Source organism: Paenibacillus senegalimassiliensis, assembly GCF_001486585.1.
Lineage (GTDB): Bacteria > Bacillota > Bacilli > Paenibacillales > Paenibacillaceae > Fontibacillus > Fontibacillus senegalimassiliensis.
The window spans coordinates 1251925-1269268 of record NZ_LN909046.1; the positions used below are offsets into that span (position 1 = coordinate 1251925).

The window sequence follows — 17344 nt, forward strand, 5'->3', positions numbered from 1 at the left end:
GGAGGATCAGAATAATGAATGTGCTGGCATTGATTATAGGTGGATTTTTGGGCACGATACTCCGTTATGCCTGCGGACAATGGATACCTGCCGTTAACAGCTTTCCTTTACCCACCTTATTAATTAATTTACTCGGTTGCCTGTTCCTTGGCTGGTTCTTCACTGTCGCCAATCCCAGAAAAATGCGGCAAGATGTATATCTCGGCATTGGCACGGGATTTACTGGTGCCTTTACTACGTTCTCGACCTTTGCCGCTCAGACTGTGGATGCCCTACATACGGGTCATCTGCTTATCGCTGGCGTTTACGTTGTCAGCAATATAGCAGGAGGCCTGGCGATGATTCGGCTCGGGATATGGTTAGGCCATCGAACTAAAGGGATTACGCAAACGGAGGAATCCGTATGATCATTTTTGTTGGACTTGCAGGGGTCTTGGGTACATTGTTGCGCTTTTATCTGGGGCGGTGGGTCTCCCTCCGTACTGCCGGAAGAGGACGGAAATTCCCATGGGGAACCTGGATCATCAATCTGAGCGGCTCCTTGCTGCTCGGCATATTAACCTCACTTCATCTGAGTGGCACAATACCGGACTGGAGCTGGCTTATTCTCGGCACAGGGTTTTGCGGCGCATACACAACCTTCTCTACGTTCGGATATGAAGCTGTTTCTCTCGTCGAAAGCGGACACGGCACACAGGCAGTCCTCTACGTTCTGTCCTCCCTGGGACTGGGGCTCGTTGCCGTCTGGTCAGGAATGCTGCTCTTTTAGCTCCCCCGGCAAACGCCCGCTTTGTAATCCATTGTCACGGCAACTGCATACGATAAAAGCAAATCCGCGATATGCGAGAAAAGGTGATAGCATTGGCCAGTTTTCGTCAAGCTTATTTGCTAAAGAAACGTATTGCCGGTAGCATCCTTAAGCAACAAGGTATACATGGAATAGGCGTAGGTCTACGTGATCCCAAGCATCCCAAGAAAGGCGCTGCCATTATCGTATATGCCGATGCGTTGGCAACGACAGGACGTACCCGGAAGAATAAGAAAAACCGTCGTCCTCCGGTACCCAGATACTTGAAATCACGGTCCGGTGTTCCATTTCGTGTAGTTCGTTCTGCCCGATTTTGCAAAAAAGGGACGAACGGCAGCTCCTTCACCCGGCGAATCCGCCCGGTCATAGCGGGATACAGTGTCGGTACTCCCGAAGGTTCCGGCACAGCCGGCCTGATCGTAAGCAATGATGGATGTGGAGGTAGCCGCTTGATTCTTAGCAACAACCACGTGCTTGTCGATAATAACACCCGGCGCTACTCGCCTACTATTCAACCGGGAGGCGCTGATGGGGGCACCGTTCCCCGTGACCAGATCGGTCAGCTTGACCGCTTCGTCAGGCTTAGCAAACGTAAAGCCAATTATCTGGACGCCGCTACCTCCAAGCCGTTGCGCCGTTCCTTGCTCAAGCCCGCTTACGCTGTCTTCGGTACAGTGCCTGGTTACGTAAAAGCCTATAAAATCGGAGATCGCTTCAAAAAGGTAGGGCGCACCACCGGCGTTGTCACAGGTACAGTAGAGTCCATTCATACCGATGTCCAAGTGGATTACGGTGGTTATGGTAACCTCGGTACCATTACCTTTAAGGATCAAAGTATTATACGTGGCAGACGCCCCGTTTCCCTGGAAGGGGACTCGGGTTCGGTATGGCTGACCCGCAAAGGTAACTATGCCGCAGCGGTCAATTTTGCCGGCTCAGATAACGGCATGTTGTCCATTGCCTATCCAGTGGATTTGTTCATGCGAGTATTTGGCACTCATGTAGCCAAACCGGGAACGCATAGAGTCCGGCGTGGGGCAACTGGCAAATACGCCTGCATTCACCCACTCTCCCCCAAGTTAATCAGTCGTTTGCGACCTATTAAAGCCGTGCCGCACAAGTCTATCCGTAGCCGTGACTAAAAGAGCTGATCTTCACATTTGATATCCACAATTTCTTGCTGCTGGGTAAACGGCCCCTCATTGTTGAACCTATCAACAATGAGGGGATCGCTCAATAGATCTCCTTGGCATCTCGTGGCAAATGTTGTACATGCTTTAAGTATCTTGTAATTTGGAGATCCTCCCCCTTGTTGTAGATGTATCCTAATTCCTTAGCCACCTCTCCTGCAAGCAGTCTGAACAATGTACAAGCTGCAAAGACGGACGTCCACATCTTCTCGTAATTACTGTCTGAATAGGTCTGCTCGTACATCTGCCAGTATGCTTCCGGCAAGTACGTTTTCATATATTTCCCCATTTTCCCAATCGAGACACTATAATTTTGTTGCGCTCCCACCCACCATGATACCATCTCATCCAGAGGTGGCCTGATAACGCCTTCAAACATTTGTTTTGCATAAGGCAACTCATCACGTCAGATCACTGCCGTATCGCTCCAGCATGGCTTCTTTCGTTTGAATCTGAAGATCGATTCGATTACCATCTGCGAACAACATTAAATACGCATAGGATCGTTGGAGGCTTAGATTCCCACCGCTTTCCAGATCATTTTTGTCAGGCTCTTGCAGCATGATACGATCACCGAACACATCAAGCCATCCCGTTTGTTGGATAAAAGAAGTTATTTCCGTCACGACATACACTATATCGTAATCCTGAAATATATCCTTGGGGACATTCGGATTGGTACGTGATCCATTCATATACACAGCACGAATTTGTTCGTCCTTTCTGGCAACGTCCAAAATCAAAGCCATCATATCCTCTTCTGTTCTCACGGGGGAACCCTCCTTCATTGTTCGATCAGACCAGCCATACATTCAATGAGTGCACAATCTTAAGCATCTACCTGACTTTCATAAGAACAAATAAACTCCCCAGGAACCATTCCCAGGGAGTCTTATCCTTCATGCTATTCCATAAAATCCTTCAGTCGCTTGCTGCGACTAGGGTGTCTCAGCTTGCGCAATGCCTTGGCTTCAATCTGACGAATTCGTTCCCGGGTTACGCCAAATTCCTTACCGACCTCTTCCAGTGTGCGCGTACGCCCGTCATCCATACCGAAGCGAAGACGAAGCACATTCTCCTCACGCTCAGTCAGCGTATCAAGCACCTCTTCAAGCTGCTCCTTCAACAGCTCGTAAGCTGCTGCTTCCGCAGGGGCTGGAGCATCGTGATCCTCAATGAAATCGCCCAGGTTAGAGTCGTTCTCTTCCCCGATCGGGGTCTCAAGTGACACTGGCTCTTGAGCAATTTTCATGATTTCACGCACTTTTTCCGGAGTCAAGTCCATCTCCTTGGCAATTTCCTCAGGCGTAGGCTCACGTCCAATTTCCTGAAGCAATTGTCTGGATATGCGAATCAATTTATTGATTGTCTCGACCATGTGAACAGGGATACGAATCGTTCTCGCCTGGTCAGCAATCGCCCGTGTAATCGCTTGACGAATCCACCAAGTTGCATACGTACTGAATTTAAAGCCCTTGGAGTAATCAAACTTCTCCACAGCCTTAATCAGTCCCATATTGCCTTCCTGAATCAGATCGAGGAATACCATACCGCGTCCCACGTAACGCCGAGCGATGCTTACAACCAGGCGTAAATTGGCTTCAGCCAAACGACGCTTGGCTTCCTCATCCCCGTTCTCAATCCGCCTAGCGAGATTGATTTCCTCCTCGGCGGACAACAGAGGCACCCGTCCAATCTCCTTCAAATACATCCGTACCGGATCATCGATCTTTATACCTGGCGGCAACGTCAGGTCATCGGTATATTCCACTTCACCCTGCTTCAAGTCCTCTGCCATCTTTCAGACCCCCACCCTAAAAAATGAAAACTATAAGAAATGCTTCTTTATCTCTAAGACCTGCCATTACATTTGACAAATCATTGATATTATGCTATTATTGAGAAGATTATTGCTACATTATGTGAGTGGCTATCCGTCATTGTACCACAGGACAGGTTATAATACAAGGTTTTGAACAATGAATTCATGAATGAGACGCTGACCCTTGAGGATCAGCGTTTTTTTTGTCCTCTTATTCTTTTGTATTCTACATCGATCAGGCCTGATCCTCCCAAGCCCGCTGTAAAGCTGCCTGAAAAATTTCAACCGGCTGTGCGCCAGATACTGCGAATTTACCCTTGATTACGACAAAAGGTACTCCGCGAATGCCGAGCTTTCTTGCTTCGCCTTCGTCCTCGCGAACATTTTCCGCATATTCACCTTGCTCCAGCGCTGCTTTGGCCTCACGACCATCCAGCCCGGTCTCTTCAGCCAACTTCTGCAGCACCTCATGATCCCCAATATGTAATGAGTCCGTAAAGTAAGCGCGAAATAAATGCTCACTCATTTCCTTGGCTTTGCCATGTGCAGCCGCGTAATGCAACAAACGGTGAGCATCAAACGTATTTGTCGGGATCAGCGTGTCAAAATGATAGTTCAGCCCATCCGCCTTGGCCTGTTGGGCTACATTCTGATTGGATTCCTGAGCCTGCTGCAGGCTTAGGCCGTATTTGACAGCCAGTAATTCATAAATACTGGATTCCGTATCTCGTGGAGCTCCCGGGTCCAATTCAAAGCTGCGGTAAATAACCTCTACCTTATCACGATGCTCAAACAAATCCAACGCCTTTTCCAAACGGCGCTTGCCAATGTAACAGAAAGGACAAGCAAAGTCCGACCAAATCTCAATCTTCATCTTTCATTCCTCCTAAACCATGGCCCTTCCAAGAAGAGGCCCAAATTCCATAATAACGCGTCTTTTTCCATGAAGCAACTCCTACTTCATATCTCCCTTTATCATTACCCCTCCCCCACAGCTTCAACCATGCCGGAGAGTACCGTACCTCCAAAGCATATGGCATTTCGGCACAAATATGCACCTGTCAAACCAGTGAAGTGTGACTTGCACTAATGGAAAAGCTATAATAGAGGTTGTTCAAATAGACAACGATCATATTCAAAATTAAGGCGAGGTGAATGGAATGAAGATTACGTATTTGGGACATTCCTGCGTTCACGTGAATACCGGCAAATTCCAACTGATTATCGATCCGTTCCTTACGGGCAACCCCGAAGCCGGAGCCGCCGCGGACGATATTAAAGCGGATTTTATTCTGCTTACCCACGGGCATTCTGATCATGTTGGTGATGCCGAAAGTATCGCAAGGCGGAACAATGCTCCTATTCTTGCCATTGTCGAGTTGGCGGATTATTTGGCTGCGTCAGGCCTGGAGACAGTGGGCATGAACCTGGGCGGTTCCCGCGAATTCCCGTTCGGAAGAATCAAATGGGTACCTGCCCTGCACAGCACCTCTATCCATCAAGACGGCATCAATTTGTATATGGGGGTGGCTGCCGGAATTTTGCTTGAAATTAACGACTTGGTTCTGTACCATGCCGGAGATACGGCTTTGTTCAGTGACATGAAGCTGGTAGGCCTGCGTCGCCCGGTAGACTTAGCTTTTCTCCCTATTGGCGACCACTTCACGATGGGACCAGAGGATGCAGTAATGGCAGCCGAATGGATCGGAGCCAAGCATGTCGTTCCCGTGCATTACAACACCTTTGATGCCATTGCCCAAGATGGCAGCCAATTTGCAGAGAAGCTGTACCACCTAGGCATACAGGGCCATGCCTTGAAGCCGGGGGAACAGCTAGACACCGAAACCTGGAACTGACTGACAATAACTCAAGCTTAATCACTCTCATAACAACAAGCCTTCGGCCGTCATCTGATGTATTCAGATGGAGCCAAAGGCTTGTTTGCTGTAGGAATTGTAATCAGTCGACTAACTCTTTCCCCTTCGTCTCGACTCCAAGGAAGAAGACAGCCACAGCACCCACGAGCACCGTAATAAAGAACATCCAGAAAATGCCGCCAATCGCTACTTGCCGAGCAACGAGCACTCCGACCAGATAAGGTGCGATAATGCCACCGATTCGGCCAAATGAAGCTGCAAGTCCAACTCCTGTGGACCGTACCTTCGTTGGGTACAGCTCCGGCGTATAGGCGTACATGCCGCCCCAGGCTCCCAAGTTAAAGAAGGACAGGCAGATTCCCGAAGCCAGCAGCATCCCTTCGGTATCCGCATTTCCGAACCAGGCGGCGCTTGCTGCTGTAAGCACAAGATAGAGCACGAGCACGAACTTCCGCCCGAATTTCTCGATGAAATAAGCTGCGGTAAAATAACCAGGAAGCTGCGCGAGCGTCATGATCAGTACATATTCAAAGCTCTTCACCAAGGTAAATCCTTTAATAATCATCACGGAAGGCAACCATAGAAACATGCCGTAATAGGAAAAGACGACGGTGAACCAGAGAATCCACAACATGATGGTCGAACGCCGATACGGGCCTGTCCAGACAGAGCGGAAGCGCTCCATGAACGATAGGCCTTTCCCCTCTCCCCTGGCCGCTTGCTTCTTGAAGCGAGGTGGATCTTGTATCGATTTGCGCAGGTACAAGGCATACAATGCCGGTGTAGCCCCAATCAAGAAGGCGGCTTGCCAGCCGTAGCTTGGAATGACAAAATAGGAAATCAATGCGGCGGCAATCCAACCAGCCGCCCAGAAGCTCTCCAGCAAGACCACGGCTCTGCCACGCTCCTTGGCTGGCACGGATTCCGAGACCAGCGTCGAAGCGACAGGGAGTTCTCCTCCCAGGCCGAAGCCGGCAATAAAGCGCAGCACGCACAACACGGCGAAGCCGGTAGCCACAGCCGATAGACCGCTAGCGATAGAGAAAATCAATAACGTCCAGAGCAGGACCGATTTGCGCCCGAATTTATCGGCCATATAGCCTGCAATCGCAGCTCCGAAGGCCATTCCGACCGAATTAATGGCTGTAAAGAAGCCGGTTTGCTGTGGAGTCAAGCTCCACTCCACCGCCAAGGCGGCTGCAATGAATGAAATGATACCCACATCCATAGCGTCGAACATCCAGCTCAGTCCGGCGCTGAAGAGCAGCTTCCGCTGCTTGGGAGCCCGAGCAGTCATGCTGTTATTTTCACTGGCTTTCAACTTAAATCCTCCCATTCAATCCAATTTCTCTTTATCTTGTCAAGCCTTGTGTTCTTTATTCGTAATCGTCCGCTGTCTAAGGATAAAGATGACGCCAAGCGTCAGCAGGAACAAAGCGTAGGACAAGACCAACTTGCTCAAATTAACGCCGGGAAATACGATCGGCGCACTGATTAACCCGAACAGCCAAATGCTGGATAGATTACCGACCATGTTGGACCATGCATAGGACCTGAGCTTGAGGCTTGAGATGGCCGACATGAAGGAGATGATATTGTTCGGCATAATCGGAATCGTCCGCAGGAAGATGACCGCCCAAACACCATAACGGTCTAGTCCCTTCTGCCATTTCTCATATTTCTTCAGCTTATGCATCCATTTGCGGTTGAACCAATCGGTGAACCAGTATCCACATAATAAATAAACGATCAAGCCAGCCGATGATCCAGCAATCCAACTGGCCAGTAGCCCCTCTGCAATGCCAAGCAAGGAAATATGCAGCAGCACCAGGGTAGCAAAAGGAAAGAAGCCGAACAGGCCCTGAATGACCGCCAGTGGAATCGTTAATAGCAGAACTGAATAACCGCCTAGAGAAGTCGTTGCCAAAAACCAATCCGCGATTTGACTAACCCATTCATTCAAAATATCCGTACTCCATTCGCTTAAAGTCTATACTTCTACCCGTTTACCCAAAATGATGAGATCCCTCTCTACTCCGTCCAGGTTCGCTACCTGTGGCAGATTCCCCCAACGTTCGAAACCATGCTTGGCCAGTAAGCCAAGGCTGGGATCATTATGTCCAAATACAAATCCTAGCAGCGTCTTCACTCCGATGCGTGGGCAGGCTTCAAAGAGCCGATTCATTAATATACTGCCGAGCCCCCTGCCACGCCAGGCTTCACTGATATAAATACTCACTTCCGCCGTAGCGGCATAAGCCGGACGTCCATAGAAGGATTGCAGGCTAAGCCAGGCAATGACCCTGCCTTCCGAACGTAATACCCATAGGGGACGTGTGGTCGGTGAATGCTCGGCATACCACTTCAACCTATCATTCACAGTTACCGGCTCCAAGTCAGCAGTGACGCTCCGGCTGGAAATGGTTTCGTTGTAGATATCCACAATAGCCGCCAAATCCTCCAAGTCAGCATCTTCAATCGTATAGTCGAAATCAAACTTTGTCATCTACTACCTGACCCTTCATTTAACGGAATATGTCATGCACCAACAATTCATCCCTACGGCAGTTCATGACGGATTTGTACATAATGCTCAACCGTGGGGAAGGGATCGTAGAAATGATGCAGCAGAGCCTTCCATTCCTGATACTCCGCAGATTGCCGGAACCCAACCTCATGGGCTGAAATCGAATCCCACTTGACTAACAAGATATATTTGTTCTCCACCTCCACGCACTTTTGCAGTTCGTGATGGATATACCCGCTCATCCCGCTAATGATCTTTGACGCCTGACGGAAGTTACTCTCGAACTCATTGATCATGCCGGGCTTTACCTGCAATTGGGCAACCTCAAGAATCATTCTCTCCTCCCCTTTCTGTTCAACTGATTATAGCATGGACCTCGGGCTTTATGAATCCAAAAACTGCCGCAAAAGGACAAGAAAAAGCGCGGGCCAAGAGATGTGCTTCCCCTTTAGCCTGCGCTTTCCTATTTGCTTATTATCCGCCCAGCACAACGCGGTCATCGGCCAGCTTCCGGCCGCTGATACGCTCGAACTCACCAAGCAATTGCTCCATGGTTAAGTCGTGCTTGCGCGTCGCATCTACATCCAGGATGATGCGCCCTCCATCCATCATGATCAAGCGGTTGCCGAGACGAATCGCCTGCTCCATATTATGGGTGACCATCAAGGTTGTCAGATGTAATTCATTGACGATATCCTGGGTCAGCTTCGTCACCAACTCCGCCCGAGCCGGGTCCAATGCCGCAGTATGCTCATCAAGCAGCAGAATCTGAGGCTGCGTAAATGTAGCCATCAGCAGGCTAAGCGCCTGACGTTCTCCGCCGGACAAGCTGCCAACCTTGGCCCGTAGCCTGTTCTCCAGCCCAATGCCAAGTCTGCCGAGTTCCTCCTGGAACAAGGTCCGTCGCTTGGGGGAGACGCCAATGCGTAGTGACCGCCGCTTACCACGAGAATAAGCCATTGCCAAATTCTCTTCAATCGTCATATGCGGAGCCGTTCCAGCCATGGGGTCCTGGAATACGCGGCCAATCCAGCGGCTGCGTTGATGCTCCGGGAGATGACCGATATCTTCTCCCCCGATTCGCACCTCTCCGGCATCAGGTTTGATTACACCGGAAATCATGTTCATCAGCGTCGACTTGCCAGCTCCATTACTCCCGATGACCGTGACGAAATCGCCTGGCTCCAGATGCAGATTCACATTGATCAGAGCAATTTTCTCATCCGGTGTACCGGGGTGAAACAGCTTGGATACGCGAGATAGCTGCAGCATTACAGTCCACCTCCCGCGGTTTGGCGCTCGGCGGCTATTTGAGCAATCTCATCGGCACGGCGCTGAGCCTGCTTCTTCTGCTTCCAGGAACGCTGCAGGGTAGGCAACACCAGTGCAACGATGACGATGACCGCTGTAATAAGCTTCAAATCGGTTTGCTCCAACCATTCCACGCGCAGGGCCATGGCAACGACCAGGCGGTACACAATGGAGCCAAGAACGGCAGCCAGGGTAGCCCAGAATACCGTGCGTGCCCCGAAGATGGCTTCCCCGATAATAACGGAAGCCAGTCCGATAACGATCATGCCGATACCCGAGGAGATATCTGCAAAGCCGGACTGCTGTGCGATTAACGCCCCGGACAAAGCGACAAGCCCGTTGGAGAGGCTAAGTCCAATAATAATCGTAAAGTCGGTATTTGCTCCAAAGCTGCGAATCATCCGCTTGTTATCTCCTGTGGCTCGCAAAGCCAGGCCCCACTCCGTGCGGAAGAACAAGTCCAGCAGCAGCTTGATAGCGATGACCACAAAGGGCATGAACAAGAGTGGAGACAGCGAACTGAACAAAGTCGTTTCTCCCAGCAAAGCCACATTTGGCTTGCCCATAATACGCATATTAATAGAATACAGGGCAATCATCATCAATATCCCGGATAACAGGCCATTGATACGTCCCTTGGTATGAATCATCCCGGTTATGCTTCCCGCAACCAGTCCGCCGCAAAAAGCCGCAGCCGTAGCGATCCAGGGGGAGAATCCCCCGGTAATCATCACTGCGGCGATTGCTCCACCAGTTGTAAAGCTGCCATCTACCGTCAGATCCGGGAAATCCAGAATCCGAAACGTAATGTAGACGCCAAGCGCCATTAGCGCATACAGCAGGCCGGATTCCAAAGCTCCGAGCAGCGAGTTTATCATGATAGTTCCTCCTCCAGATGTGGAGATTTTCTGTCTATTCGAGTATGTTATTTTCCTTATCGATGACTTCATCCTTCATGGCGTCAGTCACTTCAATACCTTGCTCAGCCGCAGCCTTGAGGTTCAGAATCAGATCAAGCTTATCCGGAACCGTCACTTTCAAATCGCCGACCTTTTTGCCATTCTTCAAGACCTCTACAGCCATTTCTCCCACTTGATAGCCATGATCGTAGTATTTGAAGCCTACGGTAGCAAAGGCCCCGTGCTCTACCGTATCACGATCACTGGAGAAGAACGGCAAGTCATTATTATTAGCCACCTGAATGACCGTGCTGACCGCTTCAACCACGGTATTATCCAGCGTGATATAGAGTGCGTCTACGCGTCCTACTAGGGATTCAGCCGCCTGCTTCACTTCTGACGTATTCGTAACAGAAGCCTTCACCAGCTTGATCCCATGAGCTTCCAATGCTTTCTCCGCATGGTTAGCCATAATTACCGCATTTGGCTCCCCTTGATTGAGCACCAGGCCTACCGACTTCACGTCTGTAAAGTGTGTTGCGATGAAATCCATCAGCTTCACAATTGCCTCAGGGTTTGTGTCGGAGGCACCAGAAATATTGCCACCTGGTTGATCCAGATTATTAACCAGCTTCGCATCTAACGGGTCCGTAACAGCCGCGAACAAAATCGGCGAGTTCTTGACCTGCTGTGCAACTGCTTGTGCCGGAGGTGTTGCGATTGCAAGCACCAAATCATACGATTCGCCAGCAATCTTCTGGGCAATGGTCGTATTGTTTGTCGCATCTCCCTGCGCATTGTTGTAATCAAGCTTCAGGTTCTCGCCCTCCACGATGCCTGCGTCCTTCAATGCCGCCAGGAAGCCTTCACGAGTGGCATCCAGCGAAGGATGCTCCACAATTTGCGAGATAGCAATTTTGTAGGAGTCCTTGGCCGCATTTGTGCCTTCTTCCGAGCCGCTTTGCTCCTGCCCGGTATTTCCGGCATTAGCACTTCCGGAATTAGTATTATTGCTGCCACAACCTACAATGCTTACCACCATTAACGATAAGAGTACAAGCCATCCCAATTTCTTCTTCATCTCTGTTCCCCTTCTCTCTTCTTAAAATTAGTGCCCCCGCTTGGTTTAAGCTGTAAAGCTAGATCCGATTAACGCTTTCATAGATAAAAGTAATAAAGCATAAATGGGCACGCGTTCGCTTCGCGCGGACGGGAAGTATTATTCCTATATTAAATGGTGGTCAATTATCCGTCAATAACAAAAGAAACCCGCCTATGCGGGTTCCCTACTAAAAATAATTCCAGCGCACATGATGCGAGCGGCTCACTTGCCACTGAAATAAATATGCCTGGCCTGAAGGCCTTGTTCGGTCAAGTCGATCAGACCAAAGCTATACTTGGCCTCACGCCGCTTATCTGTTGGCGAACCGGGGTTGAACCAGAGCACGCCTCCACTCTCGCTCAAGTGCGGTTGGTGAGAATGACCAAACAGTACAGCATTGACCGGTTGGCCAGCAAAGGTCCGCTGCGCGTTCTCTCTAGCTCCGTAGCCCCCGCCAGGCAGATGACCGTGGGTTAAGCCAATTCGGTACCCGCCCAGTTCCAGAATCTTGTGGTTGCCGAAGCGTCTGACAATTTCCGCTGGATCGTTATTGCCCGCCACCCCGTCCACCGGGGCCAATGCTTTAAGCTGTTCCCATACCTCAAGGGTGACCCAATCCCCAAGATGCAGAATTAAATCACAGGTCTTGAAGCTTTGAAGCAGCTTGGGCGGAAGCCCCGCCCCACGGCGTGGCATATGGGTATCCGAAACTACACCTATACGCATGCCTATACCTCCATCCTGATCAGTCCACAATTAGCGATAAATCTCCACCGTTTGCACATACTTCCGGTTCACTTGAGCCCATTCGGACTCCAGCTTGCGCTGCGTCGTTTCCAGTTCCTGTACCACCTGTCTTACCGCCGTATGGTTAGCTTGAACCTGAGTCAGCAAATCGTGAATTTGTCCCTGTACCAGCCAGTCAACAATGAGTCCATCAAAGAAATAGTCGGAAAATTTAAGCATTCCGGAAATAACCATTCCCTCAGGCAAGGTTGATCCAACATCGCTAAGCTCCCGTTCGAAGCGCTTCAGACTGTGCTGAGCTACATTGATGTTATGCATCGCCTCATCGATATGACCATGCTTGATATGTGTGGACAACATTCCTCCACCAAGCATATCGTAAGTGCCCCAGTTCTTGGCCGAATGCAGGCTATCCTCCGCTGAACTCAAATCATGCTGTACAGACTGACCGGCATGCAGCGCTTCCCGGACCTCTTTCAATTGCACGGTTAGAACGGCCTCGTATTCGGCCAATTCCCGAAGCTCTGTATCTTGCTCCAGAATCTGCTTCTCCTTGGCCTGAAATACACGCTGGTAATCATTTTTCCAGCCGCTGATCTGCAGCAATTTCTGCTCTAGCCCGGATATCTGCTCCTCCATATGACGAACAGCCGCAGCGGCCGTGTCAAACTTCACCTTCACCTCAAGCACTTCGCGTTGCTCTCGGTCCAGTTTCTCTGCTTTATTACCCAATAAGGTAGCCAGTAAATTGGATAAAGACATCGAGGACAGTCTCTGAACATCCTCCTCCTCGGAGGATAATCTACGCTGCCAGCGATCGCGATCCGCCAGTAGGACAGTGAGCTCTTCTCTAAGCGCCTTTAGCTGACCTTCCCATTTCTCCTGACTCCGGCCCTGTTCCTTAATCTCTGCCAGCCGTACATTCAAATCCTCAAACATTCCGTTTCCCCCTTATACTGTACCGATGTAGGTCTTCGGTAAACAATAACTAAGATGTATTACGGAATGAAAAGCCCGGAGTTTCAAGGCCTGCGGGTGATATGCTATATACCTTCCCGTCTGAATGATAGCTAACGGGTGGTGAACATGCTTTTAACTAGGGAGAGACCACTGAGCATGCCAAAGAAAAATAATTGCGGGTCTTGAATGAGTTGATAGTAGCCAACGATGTAAATTTGCTTCACATAAATCGTAATAATCGGGTAAATCACTAATAAAAAGCTGGGGATAAATACAAAGGCCAGTAAGGGTCTGTGGAATTTCCTGCGATTAGGTACTCCGTTCAGACAGCTTAAATACAGACCAAATACAAAAGCATAAACGATTTCCCCAATCAGGGCGTAATCTATTCGATAAAAGGTTTGCGTTTTTTGCTCCATCATGCCGAGAAACTTGCCTCCATAATACAGCAGCACCAGCGCTCCAAGCATCCAGACAAAGTAATAAAAATAACCCTTCGAACTCTTCATGCATTCAACTCTCCCGTTCATGTATGTAGACTGAGACACTTCATTTTACCACGAAATGCACAGGAACCAGCCTAAATCTCTATTCTGATACTTGTATCGTTACCTAGAAGTTGAAATTGTCCGGGTCCGAGCCGAATCGCTGATTCCGGTTGAGACCATCAATTGCTTCCACATCCTCCGCTGACAGCGAAAAGTCGAAGATATCCGCATTCTCCACGATTCGGGCTTCATGGACCGATTTGGGAATCGTGATGATCTGTGATTGCAAATCCCAACGCAAAATCACTTGAGCCGCCGACTTCCCGTATTTCCCGGCTATAGTCTTGATCGTGTCATGAGTCAACAGATTGCCCTGTCCAAGCGGGGACCAGGCTTCCACCTGAATGCCCTTGGACTGGCAATAGGTCCGCAGTTCCTTCTGGGTCAGATAAGGGTGCAACTCGATTTGATTCACAGCAGGCACTACCTTTGCTTCTATCAATAAATCCTCCAGGTGATGTACCTGAAAATTACTTACTCCGATGGCCCGCACCTTGCCCTCAGAGTATACCTTTTCCAGTGCCCGCCACGTATCCTTGTACTTCTCCTTGACTGGCCAGTGGATCAGGAATAAATCCAAATAATCCAATTGCAAGCGCTCCAGGCTCTCGTGAAAAGAAGCTAGCGTCGTCTCATATCCCTGATGAGAATTCCAAACCTTGGAGGTAATGAACAGGTCTTCCCGACGCAGGTCATTCTCTTGAAGCGCTTCCCGAACAGCCTGTCCTACGCCCTCTTCGTTACGATAAGCCGCGGCCGTGTCGATACTGCGGTATCCCGTCCGAATCGCTGATTTAACCGCGTCCACTACTTCTTGACCTTCCTTCGCCAAGTAGACACCAAGTCCAAACCAAGGCATTTGAATGCCATTATTTAGAGTCACCGTAGCCTGTAATGTGTTTGCCATATTCTTTATTCCTCCCTCTATGTGATTTACTTTTTCTGGATTCTGTTATTCTTCCCCTACATCCTACATCAAATAGGTTGAAAAGAACAGTTCATAGCAAAAAGGCCGCCCGGAGGCAGCCTTCTGGAAGATGGATGATTCAGATTAAGCCGTTTCTTTGGAGCGGCGCAGCTTTTGACGAGCGCGATAAAGTAAAATTTTAAAGTGTGACAAAGAGATACCCATCAGATCAGCCGATTCCTGATAAGAGAATCCATGCACGTTGTAGAGCAGCACAGCATGCTGCTGCTTGGGCTGAAGCTGGGATAACATGGCATATAATTCCCGTTCGCTCTCCTGACCCAAGATAGACTTCTCCGGCGTGTCGTCGCTGGCATAGCGGTAGAAGAACTCATTCTCGTAAGACGAAGAACGGCTCTCCTTGCGCAATGTGTCTATGTAAGCATTATGGGCAACGCGTAGCAACCAAGCCTTGGCCCGTTTCCCCTCCGCCTCTTCCAAATGCTTCAGCGCCCGGCAAAAGGTTTCTTGCATTAAATCCTCCGCCGTATGCAAATTGCGGCACATACTGTATAAATATCGAAATACGTCATTTTTATATTCACGGTAAAGCAGGTCTAATGATCGTGTATTCATGATTCATACCTCACTTTCTCCAACCTCATAGCCAAGTTATCTGTTTCTGTCTTGAGTTCATTATGACGAACAGAGTTTGCGTCCCGGCTAAGAAATTATTAAGTTTTCCTTAAGAAATCTCTGCAAATTCTTAAACAAAAGAGACGCCTTGCGGCGTCTACATTGAGGTTGTAACCATCTTTTGTTGATGATATCTAGGCTGAATCAGGTCACGTCTCTATGCAACCGGACGATAAAAGCCGTACGGAATTCATTGCTCTCGACGCCAATGCCCCCTTGATGAAGTTCAACGACATGCTTGGCGATCGCAAGCCCAATTCCGGAGCCCCCGGTATCAACAGCACGGGATTTCTCAACCCGGTAGAAGCGGTCAAAGAGATGAGGCTGGTCGGCCGCTGGAATCGGTTCTCCGTAATTGACAACCTCGGTGACGACTTCATTGCCTTCCTGCCAGCCGCGAATATCAACGTATCTGCCTTCCTGACCATAACGAATTGCATTTGTAATCAGATTCTCGTAGACTCTCCTAAGCTTGTCTCCATCGGCTTGCACGAGGAGCGGGCCTTGCAGATAAATGCGGAACTCCATACCACTCTCCTGCATCTGCCAACCGAAGTGAGCAGAGATTTGATGCAGCATTTCAGCCAGATTGATACGCGTTTTGTCGAGTTTCATTTCCTTGTTCTGCATCCGTGTATACTCGAACAAATCCTGGAGCAATTGCTTCAACCGCAGCGATTCCTCATAGGCCATGTTGACGTAATAGCGCAGTTCGACCTCATCGCGGTAACGATCCTGTTCAATAAGCCCCAAGTATCCTGTGATAGACGTCAACGGGGTACGCAAGTCGTGAGAGACGTTCGTAATCAGTTCATTTTTAGTCTGCTCGGCCCGCCGCTCTTCTTCCATGGAGGTACGAAGACGTTCCACCATCCGATTGATATCCGTGGCAAGCTGGCCTAATTGTCCTACATTCTCCACCGGTATTTTGCGGACCGATCCATCTTCAATCTTGTGCACCTCTTCAATTAACAGCTCCAGATATTTCTTCTCGTGACGACGTATGCCCCGGCGATAGAAATACAAAGAGAACAGCAGAATAATGGGCACACCCATTAAGTAGTAAGCTAACGGAAATCCGATGTTTCGATTAATCCACAATACGATGGTGTAGAAGCTTAAGCTGGGAAATACAACATAGAACAATCGAGCCAGCAGAATAAGCACAAATAGCGACACTAAAGAAGCTATAACCGTCCAGAACAACCAGGCCAAAAAACGCAAGCTAGCTTTCAAGTTTGTAGCCGACCCCCCATACGGTACGAATCAACTTCTCCCCATCCATTTCCTTCTCCAGCTTGTCCCGCAAACGGCTGATATGCACCGTGACGGAATTTCCGCTCTCCAGGTATTTGTCCTTCCAGATCAGCTCGAAGATTTCTTCCGAGCCAAATACCCGCCCGGGATGGCTGGCCAGAAGATGTAAAATGCCAAACTCAATGGGCGTCAACTTCAATGGATTGCCATCTACGGTTGCTGTATGCGTTTCCTTATCAATTTGCAAGGAAGCCAGCTTGATAATATTTTCTTGATTCCCTTGCGACGACTGCGGCTGGGCCGCATATGAGGAGCGGCGTAGCAACGATTTGACCCGTGCTACGAGTTCTAACGGATTAAAGGGCTTCACCATATAATCGTCGGCTCCGGTCATAAGTCCGGTAATCTTGTCCATGTCCCCGTCTCTGGCGCTAAGCATCAGAATCGGAGTTGTACGGGTCTCCCGAATTTTCATACACACCGAGATGCCATCAAGGCCAGGAAGCATAACGTCAAGAATAACGAGATCAATTTCGTCCTTATCTGTAATCTCCAGCGCATGCAGGCCATTGACAGCCTTCACTACGGTATATCCTTCATTAACCAAGTATATTTCGATCAGCTTTGCAATTTTATCATCATCATCAACGATCAGAATTCGTTTACTCATTAACCGTATCATCCTTTATTTGA

Annotated in this window: 22 protein-coding genes; 4 read left to right on the forward strand and 18 right to left on the reverse strand. The window is 49.3% G+C overall.

The annotated features are described in order from the left end of the window. Positions 1–14 precede the first annotated feature (14 nt). The 3 genes from crcB (BN3279_RS19820) to BN3279_RS19830 all read left to right on the forward strand — a co-directional run bounded on the left by crcB (BN3279_RS19820) (position 15) and on the right by BN3279_RS19830 (position 1950). The gene (gene crcB, locus BN3279_RS19820; protein WP_059053260.1) at positions 15–407 is read left to right on the forward strand and encodes a fluoride efflux transporter CrcB; all 393 of its coding nucleotides are present in this window, start codon (positions 15–17) and stop codon (positions 405–407) included. Continuing rightward, on the forward strand, positions 404–769 hold the full coding sequence (gene crcB / locus BN3279_RS19825; protein ID WP_059053262.1) for a fluoride efflux transporter CrcB: 366 nt from the start codon (positions 404–406) through the stop codon (positions 767–769). Before crcB (BN3279_RS19820) ends, crcB (BN3279_RS19825) begins: the two co-directional genes overlap by 4 nt. A gap of 92 nt (positions 770–861) precedes the next feature. After that, a complete protein-coding gene (locus BN3279_RS19830) occupies positions 862–1950 on the forward strand; it encodes a hypothetical protein (protein ID WP_082673149.1) in 1089 nt (362 codons plus the stop codon). Positions 1951–2041: 91 nt separating this feature from the next. Here the strand turns inward: BN3279_RS19830 and BN3279_RS24410 are convergent, their stop codons facing one another. From BN3279_RS24410 to BN3279_RS19845, 4 genes are all read right to left on the reverse strand, one after another. Next, entirely contained in the window at positions 2042–2377 is a 336-nt protein-coding gene (locus BN3279_RS24410; protein WP_316245764.1) for an aminoglycoside 6-adenylyltransferase, read from the reverse strand. Positions 2378–2399: 22 nt separating this feature from the next. Continuing rightward, positions 2400–2768 carry an aminoglycoside 6-adenylyltransferase gene (locus tag BN3279_RS24415; RefSeq protein WP_316245765.1) on the reverse strand — a complete coding sequence of 123 codons (369 nt, stop codon included), beginning with the start codon at positions 2766–2768 and terminating at the stop codon, positions 2400–2402. Between the two features lie 134 nt (positions 2769–2902). Further along, positions 2903–3796 carry an RNA polymerase sigma factor RpoD gene (gene rpoD / locus BN3279_RS19840; RefSeq protein ID WP_059053266.1) on the reverse strand — a complete coding sequence of 298 codons (894 nt, stop codon included), beginning with the start codon at positions 3794–3796 and terminating at the stop codon, positions 2903–2905. 259 nt (positions 3797–4055) lie between these two features. Continuing rightward, positions 4056–4694 carry a DsbA family oxidoreductase gene (locus tag BN3279_RS19845; RefSeq protein WP_059053268.1) on the reverse strand — a complete coding sequence of 213 codons (639 nt, stop codon included), beginning with the start codon at positions 4692–4694 and terminating at the stop codon, positions 4056–4058. A gap of 286 nt (positions 4695–4980) precedes the next feature. On the opposite strand from BN3279_RS19845, the gene BN3279_RS19850 reads away from it, so the two are divergent. After that, positions 4981–5676, forward strand: coding sequence for a metal-dependent hydrolase (locus BN3279_RS19850; RefSeq protein ID WP_059053269.1), 696 nt, complete (start codon positions 4981–4983; stop codon positions 5674–5676). A gap of 103 nt (positions 5677–5779) precedes the next feature. On the opposite strand, the gene BN3279_RS19855 is transcribed toward BN3279_RS19850, so the two are convergent. From BN3279_RS19855 to BN3279_RS19920, 14 genes are all read right to left on the reverse strand, one after another. Next, positions 5780–6994 carry an MFS transporter gene (locus BN3279_RS19855; RefSeq protein WP_059054588.1) on the reverse strand — a complete coding sequence of 405 codons (1215 nt, stop codon included), beginning with the start codon at positions 6992–6994 and terminating at the stop codon, positions 5780–5782. 63 nt (positions 6995–7057) lie between these two features. Further along, positions 7058–7660, reverse strand: a complete 603-nt coding sequence (locus BN3279_RS19860; protein ID WP_059053271.1) for a TVP38/TMEM64 family protein — start codon at positions 7658–7660, stop codon at positions 7058–7060. 27 nt (positions 7661–7687) lie between these two features. Further along, positions 7688–8203: a GNAT family N-acetyltransferase gene (locus tag BN3279_RS19865; protein WP_059053273.1), complete on the reverse strand. Its 516-nt coding sequence runs from the start codon at positions 8201–8203 to the stop codon at positions 7688–7690. A 53-nt stretch (positions 8204–8256) separates the two neighbouring features. Then, positions 8257–8559 carry an antibiotic biosynthesis monooxygenase family protein gene (locus BN3279_RS19870; RefSeq protein ID WP_059053275.1) on the reverse strand — a complete coding sequence of 101 codons (303 nt, stop codon included), beginning with the start codon at positions 8557–8559 and terminating at the stop codon, positions 8257–8259. A 139-nt stretch (positions 8560–8698) separates the two neighbouring features. Then, entirely contained in the window at positions 8699–9496 is a 798-nt protein-coding gene (locus tag BN3279_RS19875; RefSeq protein ID WP_059053276.1) for an ABC transporter ATP-binding protein, read from the reverse strand. Beyond that, positions 9496–10413: an ABC transporter permease gene (locus tag BN3279_RS19880; RefSeq protein WP_059053278.1), complete on the reverse strand. Its 918-nt coding sequence runs from the start codon at positions 10411–10413 to the stop codon at positions 9496–9498. Before BN3279_RS19880 ends, BN3279_RS19875 begins: the two co-directional genes overlap by 1 nt. 34 nt (positions 10414–10447) lie before the next feature. After that, positions 10448–11515, reverse strand: a complete 1068-nt coding sequence (locus BN3279_RS19885) for an ABC transporter substrate-binding protein (protein ID WP_059053280.1) — start codon at positions 11513–11515, stop codon at positions 10448–10450. A 243-nt stretch (positions 11516–11758) separates the two neighbouring features. Further along, positions 11759–12262: a metallophosphoesterase family protein gene (locus tag BN3279_RS19890; RefSeq protein ID WP_059053282.1), complete on the reverse strand. Its 504-nt coding sequence runs from the start codon at positions 12260–12262 to the stop codon at positions 11759–11761. Positions 12263–12292: 30 nt separating this feature from the next. Then, positions 12293–13222 carry a hypothetical protein gene (locus BN3279_RS19895; RefSeq protein ID WP_059053284.1) on the reverse strand — a complete coding sequence of 310 codons (930 nt, stop codon included), beginning with the start codon at positions 13220–13222 and terminating at the stop codon, positions 12293–12295. Positions 13223–13353: 131 nt separating this feature from the next. Continuing rightward, complete coding sequence (locus BN3279_RS19900) at positions 13354–13752, reverse strand: hypothetical protein (RefSeq protein ID WP_059053286.1); 399 nt, start codon at positions 13750–13752, stop codon at positions 13354–13356. A gap of 103 nt (positions 13753–13855) precedes the next feature. Continuing rightward, on the reverse strand, positions 13856–14698 hold the full coding sequence (locus BN3279_RS19905; RefSeq protein WP_059053288.1) for an aldo/keto reductase: 843 nt from the start codon (positions 14696–14698) through the stop codon (positions 13856–13858). Positions 14699–14842: 144 nt separating this feature from the next. Next, positions 14843–15334 (reverse strand): RNA polymerase sigma factor, encoded by a 492-nt coding sequence (locus BN3279_RS19910; RefSeq protein ID WP_059053289.1) that lies wholly within the window; start codon positions 15332–15334, stop codon positions 14843–14845. A 204-nt stretch (positions 15335–15538) separates the two neighbouring features. After that, positions 15539–16630 carry a sensor histidine kinase gene (locus BN3279_RS19915; protein ID WP_089153491.1) on the reverse strand — a complete coding sequence of 364 codons (1092 nt, stop codon included), beginning with the start codon at positions 16628–16630 and terminating at the stop codon, positions 15539–15541. Next, entirely contained in the window at positions 16620–17321 is a 702-nt protein-coding gene (locus BN3279_RS19920) for a response regulator transcription factor (protein ID WP_059053291.1), read from the reverse strand. Before BN3279_RS19920 ends, BN3279_RS19915 begins: the two co-directional genes overlap by 11 nt. Positions 17322–17344: the final 23 nt, after the last annotated feature.